Raw genomic sequence first — 14,966 nt, 5'->3', positions numbered from 1 at the left:
CAATTAATAACTAACGTAAGGGCAAAGCAATCGTTTTGCCCTATGTATGATAAGGTTGTTATTGTATCGTAACACAAACATCCGCATTCATCGGATAGCTTTGGCATAGCAAAATTATTCCCTCTGCCATATCCTGTTCTGTTAATGCGCCGTTATGGAGCATCCTAACTTCGCCATCTGTTTTTACTGCCCAACAAGCCCCGCAAGTTCCGTTTTTACAGGAACTTGACACTTTGATATGATGCTCTTTCATCGCATCCAAAAGCGACTGCTTCGGCTGCACCTCAATGAGTGAAGTGCATTCATAGGTTTGCTTTTCATCGTTTTCGTAATAATCCTCGTAATAGTTTACAATCACATCTTTGGCAGTACCATCCGTTTCCAAATCGCCCGGATCCAACGGAACCGGGTCAAAGTATTCCAAATGGATATGGTCTTTGGGAATGTTCAAACCCATTAAGGCATCCCGGTACAAATCCATCAGCCCATTTGGTCCGCAGATGAAGTAATGGGCTGCCTGAACCTCGCCAACAAGTCTCTTAATGACCGAACGTAAAACAAGCAGATTAAACCTGCCTGCAACGTGGTTGATTTTGGTGGAAATAAAATCGGGTGCGGTAAAGGAATAACAAATATTCAGTTCTTGCGCTGCCCGCATCGCTTCCAATTCATTCCAAAATATGGTTTCTTCCGGTGTTTTGTTACTGTACAACAGTAAGGGAATTTGGCTGCTGCTTTCAATACTTTTCAGCATTGAGAACAAAGGTGAAATGCCGCTACCACCTGCCAACAGTACGATTTGGGATTGGGTTGCTATCTGCTCTTCCAAGACAAAGCTGCCAAAGGGGGCTTCTATTTCCCAGGCTTCGATATGGTATGCATTATCCAGTATGTAATTGCTCATCTTGCCACCAGTAACCCTTTTGATAGTAATGGCAGGAAATTCGTCAGAAGGCACCGAACTGAACGAATACGAACGTATAAGTAGTTCGCCATTTATGGTAAGCCTGATGTTGAGGTACTGACCGGGCAAGTAAGTAAATGCCTGCTGCTCCGTGTCAAAGTATAGGGTAATGGTATCTTCTGTTTCCTTTGTAATTTTATGTGTTCGCCACGTGTATTTCTTCATTCCTGGGTAGTTTCCTGTCTTGCATTGCTGATAAAAAGAAAACCTCTGCTTCTGTACACAAAGCGAGGTTTCATCAAGACTTCTATTTAAAAGTTTGCTGTTCTGACAATTATAGTCCGTTTTGCTTTTCCTGTTGTCTTTTGATGATTTCGAGCTTGTTTTTTCGTATCTGCTTAAAATGGGCAGATGTTAATCCTGTGTAAGTCATTAATTGCTCGGATAGTTCAGTTGGCTTCTGATAGCCCAACGCTTTAGCGATTTGTGACAACGATTGCTCGGTGTACACCAGTAACTCTTTTACCTTTTCGATAATACGCCTGATATAGATAATTTCAAGGCTCATATCGCATTTAACGAGAAACAGATTGTTCAACTGCTGATAATCCGTTTTCAGTTCGTTTGTAAGCTGCACGGCAAACGGTGCAGATGTACCTGTGTCCAATCGGTTCTGTATAATCCGGTCTGCTACATTGCAAACTTTCGTCATTATGTCCGAACAGTCGCCTGATTTTTGTTGATGTAACATAGCTTTCAATTTATGGAACGAGGTTTTTAACTGTTTCATACGCTGGAGTAGCTTTGGTAAAAAATCCCGAAGATGTACCTGCGTACACTCTCCGGGACTGCCCAAAACTTATCCGCAGCATCCTGTTGAACAACTTGAAGCCTTATCGCTGTCATCGCCGCCAACTTTGTAGCCTGCTTTTTCAATCGCCTCAACCAACTCTTCTTTTACTTCGTCGTTTTCAACCGAAACAGATAATTTTCCTGCTTCCAATTTTTCTACTTTAATGCCGTCAATGTCTTTGATTGCTCCGTTTACTCTTGACTGGCAGTGTGCACTTTGCATATCTGGTATGCTTAATTCTACATTTTTCATTTTGAACTTATTTTTTATTGTTATACAAATTTCCGTATTAAACGGGTTGTTACTATTATGGTATTCCTTGTAAGATTTGTGATTTTTACTGATTTTGAAATTGCCGTGTTACTCTACGATTAGTTTGCCTTTCATATAGATATAATGACCGGGAAACGAGCACAGGAAATCATACGAACCTTTAGCCGGAGCCGTAAAGGTAATTTCAGTGGTTTGCCCGCCGCCAATCATATCCGTTTTAGCGATTACGGCGTTTTCCATTCCTTTAGGTATGTAGCCGTTGTCCTTAGCATCTATCGCAGCATTGGCAAAAGCGTTGAAGTCTGTACCCTGGGCAAGAATGACAACATTGTGCCCCATTGCCTCAATCGGTGCTTTACCCACGTGCTTTAAAATGAGCTTTACGGTTTCGCCCGCTTTGGCTTTCAGTTCGGTTTTGTCGAACTTCATATCATCGCCGCCATTTATGGTAATTACGTTTTCGTTCCCTGTTTCTGCCGGGGCAACAGTTTCTTCTGTTACAGGCTGATTGCTCTCCTGTGTGGTCTGTTCTTTTTGCTGATTGTTGTTACAGGCAGTAAATGCGATTACCGACAATGCTAACACTAACTTTTTCATTTCTATTTGAGATTTTATTTGTTATCTGATAGTGCAAATTTCCGCACATCGGGGCGGTTCCTTATTACGTTTTTCCTTGTTAGATTTGTGATATTTACTGATTGGGCAGGGCACAAAAAAAGAGGGCTGCAAGAACCCTCTGTATTTTGTATGAAACGGTAAGGACAGTATTAAGCTGCCATTTTCTCACAAGCCTGTGCGCATTTTCTGCACGCTTCGGCACATTCTTTACAATGCTCCATACCCATACCTGCGTGGTGCTCGCACTCTTCGGCACAAGCGTTGCAAATATCCGCACAAAGTTTGCAAATGTCTTTGCTCAACTTCCCGTCAAGGCTTAGTACGTTGGCTGCCGCCTGGCAAATGGCAACGCATTCGAGGTTAAGCTGAATGCACTTTTTCAGATGCGCTACATCTTTTTCGTTTAAACAGGCAATGGCACACTGATTACAAATAGCCACACAGTCAAGGCAGGCTTCTATACACGATTGGAATTTAGTCTGTATCATATCTCTTAATTTTTGTGATTACTAAATTTAAAACATTTGAAGCCCGGTTTGGTTCTTTTTAAGTTTACTTTAGTAAACGCCAAAAGCATTTTTCCAGTTTAAACCGTTGGGTTCCACACCGTGCTCTTTTAGTATATCCGACTGCAAATTTTGTTCCTTAATGGATAGGGCTTCTTTCAGTTCGTCGTATCGGCTCGGTAAGAGTTCCGAAATTTTGTAGTAATTATAGAGTATGCGGTTCTTCCTGATGTAGATAATCCGCAGCAGGCTCATTTCTACCTCTAAGTTCTTTTTGTCCTCCTGATTTTTGATGCTCAACGCAATCAGTTCATAGCTCCTGACCAGTTCCTCGGTCAGCACCAGTTCCAACAGCGTATTAATCCCGCCAAAGAAGCTGAAAAATTTGCTTCTGGAGATTTTGGCAACCGATGTAATGTCGGATATTTTCACGTCCTGTATGTTCTTCTCCGTTAAAACCGCCCTTATGTTTTCAATGGATTTTCGGACAAGGTTCGCATTTTTTATATCGTTGTTCGTCATTAGGAAATTACCTCCCGTAAAAGTTAGACCATATACAAATCTACTTATCGGCTAAGGGCTTGAAAGTGCGATATGACTGCTAAGATTTGTAATTTTTACGGATGTGGCGGGCACAAAAAAACGGCAACCCCAATTAAGGAACCACCGTTTTAGCAAACGCAATAAAGCTAAGTTCTACATTATTTTTTCAGTTTGTCAGCAGGCGGGTTATAGTCAGCCAATGTTGTTACCCTTACGGTATCAACCCCGGTAATGTCCCAAGTGATAGGTATCATAGTCATATACTCACATTTCGGGCACATATCGCCCTCTGAACCTACCATTTCTTTATGACCTGGGCAGCCTGTAATCAAATGCCCGTGCGCATCAATCAGCTCGCCTTTTTCGTTCCTGTCTTTAGCTGCAATTTTTTTGGCAGGTTTTTCAACCACCTGTTCCGTAGCGTGGTCGTGCCCGTCGCCCTCGGTGTGTGCGTGTCCGTCTTTTGCTGTTTTGGTATCGCCACCGCACGATGCTAAGAAGATGGCTAACGAGGCGAATGCGCCTATCAATAGTTTGTTCACTTTCATTTTTATTTATTTTTTAGAGATTAAAACTTGATAATAAACCGTGTTCCATTAGGATTAATGATGATGGTGGTCGTGTCCCGACGGGTCTGCCTTTACCGTACACAGTACCGAATTATCGTGCGTATGGGCAGATGTTTCCAACTGGATAGTCACGTGATGAATGTTCAGGTGTTCCAATGTATGCTCGATTTTGCGGAGCAATGTTTCGCTTTCGCCAATCGTCATTTTTTCATCCACCACCAAATGGCAGGTAAGCGCATTCAGTCCGCTTGTAATCGTCCAGATGTGCAGGTCGTGCATACCGTTGATACCCTCGGTCTTCAGGATTTTTTCTGTTACCTTTTCTACTTCCACATTCTCCGGTGTGCCCTCCATCAGTACGTGTACCGATGATTTGGTAACTAAGTAACCGCTTCGCAATACCAGTATCGAAACAATAACGCTTGCCAACGGGTCTGCCCATCCCCAACCGAAGAACATAATCAGTAAAGCTGCGATGATAGCACCTACCGAACCGAGCATATCGCTGATAACGTGCAGGTAGGCTCCCCGCATATTCAGGTTTTCTTTTACGTCAGCCCCACGCATCATTATCCAGGCTACAAGCACATTAACGAGTAAGCCGATGAATGCCACGATGAGCATACCGCTTGATTGAATTTCCGGCGGGTTCTGGAAGCGTTCTATCGCTTCGTAAATAATATAACCTGAAATCAGTATCAACGTTGCGCCGTTGATAACAGCCGCTAATATTTCAAATCTTTTGTAGCCGTAGGTCTTGCCGTAGTCGGCTACCTTGCTGCTGAACTTAAATGCCATCAATGCAATGAACAATGATACCGCATCGCTCAACATATGCCCCGCATCGGCTAATAGTGCAAGGCTGTTAGTCAGTAATCCGCCGATTACTTCTACTGCCATATACACCGTAATGATAATTAAGCTAATAGTTAGGGTCTTTTTATTCGCACTGTGCGAATGGCTGTGCCCGTGGTCGTGGTCGTGTCCCATATTTCTTTTATAATTATTGTTTTTCTGCTGCAAATTTCAGCAGCAAAACATTTTATTTTAGTTCGTTATTCCGTGTTTTATTTGTAAGATTTACTTCTTCCACTTCAAGCGTAAACTGTTACTTACCACGCTCACGCTACTTAGAGCCATCGCTGCACCTGCAATCATCGGGTTCAGTAAGAAACCGTTAATCGGGTAAAGAATACCTGCGGCAATCGGAATACCGATAAGGTTGTAGATGAACGCCCAAAACAGATTTTGCTTAATGGTCGCAACGGTCTGTTTTGACAATCTAATCGCCTGCGGAATTTTGGTAAGGTCTGATGAAATGATGGTCATTTTAGCCACGTCCATTGCGATATCCGAACCTTTACCCATTGCGATACTTACATCGGCGGTCGCCAGTGCGGTACTATCGTTGATACCGTCGCCCACCATTGCTACCACTTTGCCCTGTGCTTGCAGTTCTTTTACAAAGTCTGCTTTGTGCTGTGGCAATACTTCCGCTTTGTAGTGCTTGATGCCTGTTTGCGATGCAATCGCTTTTGCCGTAGCTTCGTTATCTCCGGTCAGCATATACAGGTCGATGCCCATATCCTGCATTTCCTTGATAGCCGCTACCGATGTTTCTTTTATTTTGTCGGAAATAGCGATTACAGAAAGAGCCTGTTTGCTGTTTGCAAACCATATAACGGTTTTAGACTGTGTGCCCCATTCGTCCGCCTGCTGTTGCAGTTGGTCGGCAATGGTAATGTTGTTTTCGGCTAACAGTTTTTTATTACCTACATAGTAAGTATCGTTGTTGTAATCGGCTTTTGCGCCTTTACCTGTGATACTGTCGAAGTTTGATAATACAGTGGTGGAAACGCCCTCCAAATTTTTCACAACGGCTTCCGCTAATGGGTGCTCCGATTGCTTTTCGATGCTCAATAAAACATCTTTGGTCGCATCCTCATTGTTTAGCCATTGGATGCCTGTAACCTGTGGTCTTCCCTCGGTAATGGTTCCGGTTTTATCCAGTACGATAGCGTTTACTTTCTTCGCCAGTTCCAGACTTTCCGCATCTTTAATCAGGATACCGTTTTCAGCACCTTTACCAACGCCCACCATAATAGCGGTAGGTGTAGCCAAACCTAAAGCACAAGGACAAGCGATAACCAGTACCGTTACGGCTGCTAAAAGACCTTGTACAACGCCATTGTCGCCGCCTAAGAAGTACCAAAGGATAAATGTAAGAATGGCAATGCTGATAACCACGGGAACGAAAATCCCTGCGATTTTATCTACCAGTTTTTGTACCGGAGCTTTACTACCCTGTGCATCCTGTACCATTTTGATGATGTGGGCAAGCATTGTTTCTTTACCCACTTTTACCGCCTTAAATTGGAAGCTGCCTTTTTGGTTGATGGTTCCTGCAAATACTTTTTCGTTCTCTTTTTTCAGTACCGGAACAGGCTCGCCGCTTAGCATACTTTCATCTACATACGAGTTGCCCGATACGACCATTCCGTCCACTGCGATTTTTTCGCCCGGCTTAACCAAAATAATGTCGCCTGCATTTACATCTTCGATAGCTTTTTGTCTTTCGGTTCCGTCAGCTTCTATCACGATAACTGTTTTCGGCTGTAAGCCCATCAGCTTTTTAATAGCTGATGAGGTGTTGCCTTTGGCTTTTTCTTCCAATAGCTTACCTAACAGGATGAATGCGATAATAACGGCTGCTGCTTCAAAATAGACGTGAGCGTGTAAACCCCTTTGATGCCAAAAGTCCATAAACAGCATATTGAACACGCTGAATATGTAAGCAATACCTGTACTCAATGCTACAAGCGTGTCCATATTGGCAGAACGATGTTTCGCCTGCTTCCACGCATTGATAAAAAAGTCTTTTCCTAACCAAAGCACTACCGGAGTGGAGAATGCCCACATTATTTCATTACCATAGGGCATATCCATAAAGAACATACCGATAATGACTACCGGGAGCGATAAGATTACCGCCCAAATGGTTTTGTTTTTAAGTTTTCTGAATTTTTCGGCGTGGATAGCTTCTAAGGTTTCCTGCTGCTTGTTCTCGTCTTCAAGTAAAAGGTCATAACCGCCGTCCTGCACCGCTTTTCTGATTTGCTCGGAATTGGTCATATTTGGCAGGAACTCGACGGTAAGATTGCCTGTACCGTAATTCACTTCGGCATTTACCACACCCGGAGCGTATTTTACCATACTTTCGGCACTGCCTGCACAGGATGCACAGGTCATACCTAAAACGGGATAGGATTGTTTAACGGTCGGAACGCCGTAGCCTAAATCTTTGATTGCTTTTACAGCTTCGCCTACTACCTCATTATCATTTACGGTAATAGCCGCTCTGCGGTTATTTAGCTCTACCTGATGGGTTTCTATGCCTTTTACCTGTGCAAGTCCTTTTTCAACGATTAATGCACAGTGCTCGCTTTCTACATCCTCTAAAGGAATGTATATTGTTTCTTTATTTGTTGCCATATTTCGATTGCTTTATTTTCATAATGCAAAGGTGGCAACAATAAAGAGGACTGTTATTGTGAAATTCTGGGTTTGATTTGTAAGATTTACTTAAACCTTATCCAGTGGCTTGCGTTTGTCTTCCCGTATCTGCTTGAAATGGCTCGGTGTAAGCCCCGTTACTTTCTTAAACTGGTTGCTCAAATATGCCACGCTCGAATAATTCATACGGTCGGCAATCTCGCTCAACGACAGCTCATCGTACACCAACAGTTCTTTTATCTTTTCAACTTTCTGTGCGATAAAATACTTTTCGATAGTCGTACCCTCAATATCGGAAAACAGGTTGCTAAGGTAGTTATAATCGTGGTGCAGCGCATCGCTCAACACGTCCGAAAGATTGGTCTTCGCATCGTTGTCCTGATGGTGCACCAGGTCAATGATAACGTTCTTTATTTTCTCAATCATCCGGCTCTTCTTGTCGTCGATGACCTGAAAGCCCAAAGGGTCTAAAACATTTTCCAATGCTTCACGCTCTGCTGTGGTTAAATCTTTTTCAAGGGTTATTTCGCCCAGTTTTATATTGTTAGCCGCTATGCCGAGCTTGTCGAGTTCGTTCTGAACTACGAGGATGCAACGGTTGCAGACCATATTTTTGATAAATAATGTACTCATATTTCGCTAAATCACAATTCATTTTGTTGCATCAATACGCAATCACAAATTTAAGATTAAAAATTAAGTATTTATTGATTATGAGCGACTAAGTGATGCAGATAAGTATTTTCATAAGGGAAAACTGCCAAAATCTTCCCCATTGTAGGGACATCTTGGCGGTTAAATTGCTGTTTATTAATAACATTTGCTAAGGTACTCTGATATTGATAACGTAATCCTCCTTACTATGAGAAAATCTTTAGGAACTATTGTTACCGAAATTCAGGAGCAGGAACGGAAACTTTCAGTCACGTGTTCGGGGCTAATTGAAGAGGCTTTTCAAATGACCGTTTTTCTTCAGGAGCTATTGGTTTCAGCAAAAGAATGTGTGTTAAGTTCGGGGTTTGACAACCAGGCGAAAGAGATTGAGTTCTTTAAAATGGTAAAGCCTCAAATCCTGGGCAAACTTATCTACTACAACAAGCTCTACCGGATGGAAACCTCGTGCCCGGTCAATAACGGGAAAATGTATCACGCCTATTTCTCCAACCATTTAACCGAGCTAAAGATTGAATTTAGGGAACATATTTGCAACTCCCACTTTTACCGATACTACCGTTCGGGCAGGGTGGATAAGGATAGCGAATACTTTAAGCGGGGGCAGATAAATTACCTCGATGGGCTTAATAGTTACGTTTTCGAAATTGACCCGCAATTCTCTACCTATTATGATTACAAAGTAGCCCGCATCATCGCTAACGACCTGTTATACGCCTACCTCTTAACCAAAATCAGCCCCGAAGAAAATCCCGATACCTTTTTTCAAAACACAGACGACATCAAAGAGCTTTCTTGGACGGACAGCAAAAACGCCCTGATTGAGTTGATGTATGCCCTGTACGCATCGGGTGCTATTTCGGGTGGTAAGGTGGGCATCCGAAAGCTCACAGCCATTTCGCAGGTCTTGTTCCGAATTTCACTGACCGATGTGCATCACGCATTCCACCGGATGAAAACCCGTGCAGGTTCTCGCACCTTGTTTTTAGACCAGTTGAAGCAGGCACTTGAAGAATATATGGATAAGAACGTATAAACACCCCGTCAATAAAGAGTTTGAAAGCAATACGCAACCCGTATTGCTTTTTTTGTGCTTGCACTTGCCCATATATACCAATTGGCAAACAGGCATATTTTCCTACACCAAAAATCAACAAATCTGCCGAAACGCTTATTTAATAAGGCTTTCCGGCAAATTGTAAAATTTTCAAAAAACCACTTTTTCAATTGGTAAGCATTGGCAGACAAACACTGCCACACTTCTGAATTTTGTCCTGTAAATATTAAACAACAGTGCTATGAACATTATAACAGTTGACGAAGAAGTGTGGAAACACCTCAACGAACGGTTGAAAGCCATTAGCGAATATATCCTCAAACTGGAAGATACAAGCTACGATAGCTTGTGGCTCAACAACCACGAAGTCTGCCAGTACCTCCACATCAGTGAAAAAACATTGTGGCGTATGCGCACCAATGGGCAGATAGCCTTTTCAAAAATGTACGGGCAGTATTACTATACGATTGGTGCTATCAAAGATATGCTCAACGCAAACGCTGTGCAGACCACCGATGAATATGTAGAGCAGCTTATGGCGAAAGGCAAAAGCTATATCGAAAAAGGCAGAAAGCTGAAATCAGGTAATCATTAAAAGCGTACCGTATGAATATCGACAAAATGGAATTTGTGGCGTGGATGGAACGCATAATGGATAGGCTTGACATACTCGGCAACCACATAGACGATTTACAAAAGAAGCGCAACAGTATAGACGGCGAGGAATTACTGGACAATCAGGATTTATTGCAAATGCTGAAAATCAGTAACCGTTCCCTGCAACGGTATCGCTCCATAGGCAAGCTCCCTTATTATACCATTAGCGGAAAGCTGTACTATAAACTTTCCGATGTGCATCAGTTCATCAGGGAAAGTTTTAACCCGCCTTTGCCCAAACTGGATGCCAATAAGTGACAAACACTGCCTTTGACTGCCACATAACGCAAATCAGTGAAGGCTTCCTTTACATTCGACCGTGAATTTTTAAAATTTTTCAGACTATGAGCGAAGAAACAACAAATAAACAGGAAATGCCCGAACAGCTTTCGGACATATTACTCGTACTGGATAAAGAGAAAATGAAAATCCAGGCGGTAAAGAGTATCGACGAAAACGGGAAAATGGAAACCGTGGAACCCACCAAGAAAAACCAAAACCAGTTTATGCGTGTGGATAAAGGCGGCGATTTCTTTTCCAACTTCTTCTCCAATTTTTTCAGCCAGTTAAAGAACCCGACAAACTTTACTTTCTTCAAAGTGCCTGCCCCGGTTGCTGCTGAAAAAGCGGAGGAATTGCAAAAGCACGTAGATAAGCCCACCCCACAGGGCGAAAAAGTGCTGAAAGAACACGAAGTGAAAGCAGAACCCCAACCCGATAAAAAACAAGAAAATCAAAATAATATGGCAACAGCACAAACAACAACGGAAGCAAGCGAATACCGCTACAAGCCGGAGCAGATTGATTGGGACACAATGAAAAACCTCGGATTAAGCAAAGAGTATCTTGAAAAAAGAAACCTGCTCGACCCTTTGTTACGAGGTTACAAAACCAATGAGCTTTTACCGATAGGTATTAACCTGGGTGGCTCTATCCTCCGCACAGATGCCCGCCTGTCTTTGCAGCAAGGTGAAGACGGCAATGTTATCGTGGCAATACACGGTATCAAAAAAGAACCTAACCTGCACTTTGAGTTTTTCGGTCACAAGTTTACGGATGAAGACAAGAAAAACCTAATTGAAACGGGCAATATGGGGCGTGTCGTCAATTTGGTAAATTCCAAAACAGGCGAACTGATGCCGTCCATTATCAGCATTGACAGGCTGACCAATGATGTAATTGCACTGCGCACGGAGTTTATAAAAATTCCCGATGAAATTAAGGGCGTAAAGCTGAATGACGAACAAAAGCAAACGCTGATGGAGGGCAAACCACTCTATTTAGAGGGTATGATTTCCTCGAAAGGAACGGAGTTTTCGGCAACGGTACAATTCAATGCGGACAAGCGATATGTTGAGTTCCTGTTTGACAGAAGCAACAACAATCAGCAGGCGCAAACGAACCAACAGAATACCCAACAAAGCAATCAGCAAAGCCAACCGCAAGAAGCTCCAAGAACTTTCAGGGGCAAAGAACTGGATGATGAGCAGTACAACAAGTTCAAAGCCGGACAAACCATATACGTTGAACTGAAAGACAAAAAAGACCAACCGTATAAGGGTTATATCACGTTCGACAAAGATACCGGAAAGACCAATTTTGAGTTTCCCGGTCAGTACAAAGCACGGGTAGAACCTGCCGAAACTCATAAAACACAAACTGCCGTCAATTCGGAGGGTAAAACCAACGAAGCGACCAAGAACGTCCAAGAGCCTTTGAAGTCCGGGCAGCAAAGACCGAAAAACGAGAAGCAGCAGGAGCAACAGGATAACAAGCCTGAAAAATCCAAAGGCAGAAAAATGTAATACAGTATGAAAACAATCATTGCAGAAAAACCAAGCGTAGCAAGGGAAATAGCCGGACTTGTGGGAGCATCCGATAAAAAGGATGGCTACCTGACAGGTAACGGCTATTTTGTTACGTGGGCATTCGGTCATTTAATAGGACTGGGAATGCCCGAAGATTACGGCATTTCGGGATTTGATAAAGCATCCCTGCCGATATTGCCCAACCCGTTTTTATTGACCGTCCGCAAGGTCAAAAAAGACAAAGGGTACACCGCCGATACTGGCGCATTAAAGCAACTGAAAGTCATTGAGCAGCTTTTTAAGCAAAGCAACAGCATCATCGTTGCTACCGATGCAGGTCGTGAGGGCGAACTCATTTTCAGGTACATTTATGAATACCTGAAATGCAACAAACCTTTTGAACGCCTTTGGATAAGTTCGCTTACCGAAAAGGCAATAAAGCAAGGCTTCAACAACCTAAAAGACGGGGCAGCATTTGACGGACTGTATCAGGCAGCGCAAGGCAGAAGCCGTGCCGACTGGCTTGTAGGCATCAATGCTACACAGGCATTGAGCATTGCCGCAGGCAATGGTATCTATTCGCTTGGAAGAGTGCAAACGCCCACACTGGCTTTGATATGCAAACGTTACCTCGACAATAAGAATTTCACGGTAAAGAAATACTGGCAGATACAATTAACGCACAACAAAGCCCAGGTTGATTTCAAAAGTATTTCCGCAACCAAATGGGACGAAAAGCAACTTGCTGATGATACCCTTAAAGCTATTCAGCGTGGCGCAACGGCAACCTTTACATCAGTAGAAACCAAAAGCGTTACAGAACAACCGCCCTTGCTTTTCGACCTGACAGGCTTACAAAAGGAAGCCAACAAAAGGCTGAAATTATCTGCTGAAGCAACGCTCAATATTGCGCAAAGCCTGTACGAAAAGAAGTTTATCACGTACCCACGTACCGGGAGCAAATACATCCCTGAAGATATGTGGGCAGAAATTCCAAACCTCGTGCGGGCATTGCAAAATCGTGAGGATTGCAAGCAAGCCCTTACCAAAATCAAATGGGGACGGTTCAACAAACGTATCGTGAATGACCTCCGTGTAACGGACCATCACGGTTTGTTGATTACGGACAAAGTGCCGTCCGTACTTAATGCAGACGAAAACAAGATTTACAATATGATTGCGCTTCGCTTGCTTGAAGCCATATCGCAAGCCTGTGTCAAAGAAATAACCGATGTATCATTACAAGTATTGCATTACGACTTTACGGCAAAAGGCTGTAAAATTCAGGAAGCGGGTTGGCGTTCCATAAAAGGAAGTTTTACCGATGACGGCGAAGAGCCAGTGCAGGAATTACCTGAACTGCATAAAGGCGACGAACTTGCCATAAAGGAAGCCGCAGTTTTGGAAAAGCAGACCAAACCACCAGTGCTTTACACCGAAGCCGGGCTTTTGTCGGCTATGGAAACCGCAGGGAAAGAAATTGAGAACGAAGAAGAACGCAAAGCCCTCAAAAATATCGGCATCGGTACTCCTGCAACAAGAGCCGCCATTATCGAAACCCTGTTTACCCGTAATTATATCCAACGGGATAAACGTTCTTTAATCCCTACGGAAAAAGGATTGCAGGTGTACGGGCTTGTAAAAGACCGGAAAATTGCAGACGTGGCAATGACTGCCGAATGGGAATTGGCGTTACAGAAAATAGAAAATAACGAAGCGGATGCCGGAACATTCCAAAAGGAAATGGAAACCTATGCCAAATCTATTACCGATGAATTGCTACAAACCTCTATTGCAAGCACCAACCAACCCAAACTAACCTGCCCGAAATGCAAAAGTCAGCAGCTTATTATCCGTGACAAGATTGTGAAATGCCCTGATGAGGCTTGTAACTGGGTACAGTTCCGCACCGTCTGCGGTGTACAAATCAGTATCGAAAATGTAACAAACCTTGTCAATAAAGGCAAAACCTCTCTTATCAAAGGAATGACAAGCAAAGCCGGAAAGAAATTCGATGCTTACATCATTCTGAAAGAAAACGCTGAAAGTTCCTTTGAGTTTGAAAAAAACAAAAGCAGTAAACGCAATGGAAAATAAACCGTCAATCGTACCCAAAGAAATCAGGAACCTGATTTATACTATCCGGGGCAAACAGGTAATGTTGGATAGCGACCTCGCTGCCTTATATCAGGTAGAAACAAAGAACCTGAACAAAGCTGTTAAAAGAAATATTAAGCGTTTTCCTGTATCATTCTGCTTTCAACTGACCGAAGAGGAAGTTGAAAACTTGAGGTTCCAAATTGGAACCTCAAGTTTAAATTACGGCGGCAGACGTTATTTGCCCTATGCTTTTACGGAACAAGGCGTTGCAATGGCATCTGCCATACTTCGTTCTGATATAGCCGTTAAAATGAGTGTGGAAATAATGGAAGCCTTTGTAGAAATGCGGCGTATGCTCATCAGCAACGCTTCTTTGTTTCATCGTTTGGACAATATCGAGTTAAAGCAACTGGAAGCCGACCAAAAATTTGAAGAGATTTTTAAGGCTTTGGAAAGCGACAAGCTGCACAGCGAAAAAGGCATTTTCTACAACGGGCAGATTTTTGATGCCTACGCCTTTGTTTCCGATATTATCCGTAGTGCCAAAAGCTCTGTTATCCTGCTTGATAATTATGTGGATGATACGGTGCTTACCTTGTTGGGTAAGCGTAAGACTAATGTAACCGCTACAATCCTTACCAAAAGTATCAGCAATCAGTTACGGTTAGACTTACAACGCTACAATAGCCAATATCCTCCGATAGAAATTGAAGTGTTTTCCGACGCCCACGACCGTTTTTTGATTATTGACCATACAGAACTCTACCATATAGGGGCATCGCTCAAAGACCTGGGCAAAAAATGGTTTGCTTTTTCAAGAATGGATATTGAAGTCGGCAGGATGCTTCAAATATTGAACGGGCCGTAAAAAATGAACCTCCGAATTATCGGAG

Annotated in this window: 16 protein-coding genes; 6 read left to right on the top strand and 10 right to left on the bottom strand. The window is 43.0% G+C overall.

The features are described 5' to 3' along the window. Positions 1-58 precede the first annotated feature (58 nt). The 10 genes from C0V77_RS12580 to C0V77_RS12535 form a co-directional block, all read right to left on the bottom strand. Positions 59-1,129, bottom strand: coding sequence for a flavin reductase family protein (locus C0V77_RS12580; RefSeq protein ID WP_101726711.1), 1,071 nt, complete (start codon positions 1,127-1,129; stop codon positions 59-61). Positions 1,130-1,238: 109 nt separating this feature from the next. After that, positions 1,239-1,694 carry a helix-turn-helix domain-containing protein gene (locus tag C0V77_RS12575; protein WP_101726710.1) on the bottom strand — a complete coding sequence of 152 codons (456 nt, stop codon included), beginning with the start codon at positions 1,692-1,694 and terminating at the stop codon, positions 1,239-1,241. A gap of 69 nt (positions 1,695-1,763) precedes the next feature. Continuing rightward, positions 1,764-2,009: a heavy-metal-associated domain-containing protein gene (locus tag C0V77_RS12570; RefSeq protein ID WP_050377132.1), complete on the bottom strand. Its 246-nt coding sequence runs from the start codon at positions 2,007-2,009 to the stop codon at positions 1,764-1,766. Between the two features lie 108 nt (positions 2,010-2,117). Then, entirely contained in the window at positions 2,118-2,627 is a 510-nt protein-coding gene (locus C0V77_RS12565) for a plastocyanin/azurin family copper-binding protein (protein ID WP_101726709.1), read from the bottom strand. Positions 2,628-2,797: 170 nt separating this feature from the next. After that, positions 2,798-3,136, bottom strand: coding sequence for a four-helix bundle copper-binding protein (locus C0V77_RS12560; RefSeq protein ID WP_101726708.1), 339 nt, complete (start codon positions 3,134-3,136; stop codon positions 2,798-2,800). Positions 3,137-3,205: 69 nt separating this feature from the next. Continuing rightward, on the bottom strand, positions 3,206-3,586 hold the full coding sequence (locus C0V77_RS12555; protein WP_143706086.1) for a hypothetical protein: 381 nt from the start codon (positions 3,584-3,586) through the stop codon (positions 3,206-3,208). Positions 3,587-3,855: 269 nt separating this feature from the next. Further along, positions 3,856-4,245: a hypothetical protein gene (locus tag C0V77_RS12550; RefSeq protein ID WP_050377128.1), complete on the bottom strand. Its 390-nt coding sequence runs from the start codon at positions 4,243-4,245 to the stop codon at positions 3,856-3,858. A 54-nt stretch (positions 4,246-4,299) separates the two neighbouring features. After that, the gene (locus tag C0V77_RS12545; protein WP_050377127.1) at positions 4,300-5,256 is read right to left on the bottom strand and encodes a cation diffusion facilitator family transporter; all 957 of its coding nucleotides are present in this window, start codon (positions 5,254-5,256) and stop codon (positions 4,300-4,302) included. A gap of 90 nt (positions 5,257-5,346) precedes the next feature. Then, a complete protein-coding gene (locus C0V77_RS12540) occupies positions 5,347-7,758 on the bottom strand; it encodes a heavy metal translocating P-type ATPase (protein WP_101726707.1) in 2,412 nt (803 codons plus the stop codon). A 90-nt stretch (positions 7,759-7,848) separates the two neighbouring features. Next, positions 7,849-8,412 (bottom strand): AraC family transcriptional regulator, encoded by a 564-nt coding sequence (locus tag C0V77_RS12535; protein WP_101726706.1) that lies wholly within the window; start codon positions 8,410-8,412, stop codon positions 7,849-7,851. Between the two features lie 229 nt (positions 8,413-8,641). On the opposite strand from C0V77_RS12535, the gene C0V77_RS12530 reads away from it, so the two are divergent. The 6 genes from C0V77_RS12530 (at position 8,642) to C0V77_RS12505 (ending at position 14,941) form a co-directional block, all read left to right on the top strand. Continuing rightward, positions 8,642-9,487, top strand: coding sequence for an RteC domain-containing protein (locus C0V77_RS12530; protein WP_101726705.1), 846 nt, complete (start codon positions 8,642-8,644; stop codon positions 9,485-9,487). Positions 9,488-9,749: 262 nt separating this feature from the next. Next, a complete protein-coding gene (locus C0V77_RS12525; protein WP_101726704.1) occupies positions 9,750-10,103 on the top strand; it encodes a helix-turn-helix domain-containing protein in 354 nt (117 codons plus the stop codon). Between the two features lie 11 nt (positions 10,104-10,114). Further along, positions 10,115-10,423, top strand: a complete 309-nt coding sequence (locus tag C0V77_RS12520) for a helix-turn-helix domain-containing protein (RefSeq protein ID WP_002978404.1) — start codon at positions 10,115-10,117, stop codon at positions 10,421-10,423. Between the two features lie 86 nt (positions 10,424-10,509). Beyond that, the gene (locus C0V77_RS12515) at positions 10,510-11,970 is read left to right on the top strand and encodes a DUF3945 domain-containing protein (RefSeq protein WP_101726703.1); all 1,461 of its coding nucleotides are present in this window, start codon (positions 10,510-10,512) and stop codon (positions 11,968-11,970) included. A gap of 6 nt (positions 11,971-11,976) precedes the next feature. Next, the gene (locus C0V77_RS12510; RefSeq protein WP_013632654.1) at positions 11,977-14,070 is read left to right on the top strand and encodes a type IA DNA topoisomerase; all 2,094 of its coding nucleotides are present in this window, start codon (positions 11,977-11,979) and stop codon (positions 14,068-14,070) included. After that, positions 14,060-14,941: an ORF6N domain-containing protein gene (locus C0V77_RS12505; RefSeq protein ID WP_101726702.1), complete on the top strand. Its 882-nt coding sequence runs from the start codon at positions 14,060-14,062 to the stop codon at positions 14,939-14,941. Before C0V77_RS12510 ends, C0V77_RS12505 begins: the two co-directional genes overlap by 11 nt. Positions 14,942-14,966: the final 25 nt, after the last annotated feature.

The organism is Emticicia sp. TH156 (assembly GCF_002855535.1).
GTDB classification, from domain to species: Bacteria; Bacteroidota; Bacteroidia; order Cytophagales; family Spirosomataceae; genus Emticicia; species Emticicia fluvialis.
The sequence above is the reverse complement of the archived record's forward strand: the minus strand, read 5'-3'. Positions and strand labels throughout refer to the sequence as shown.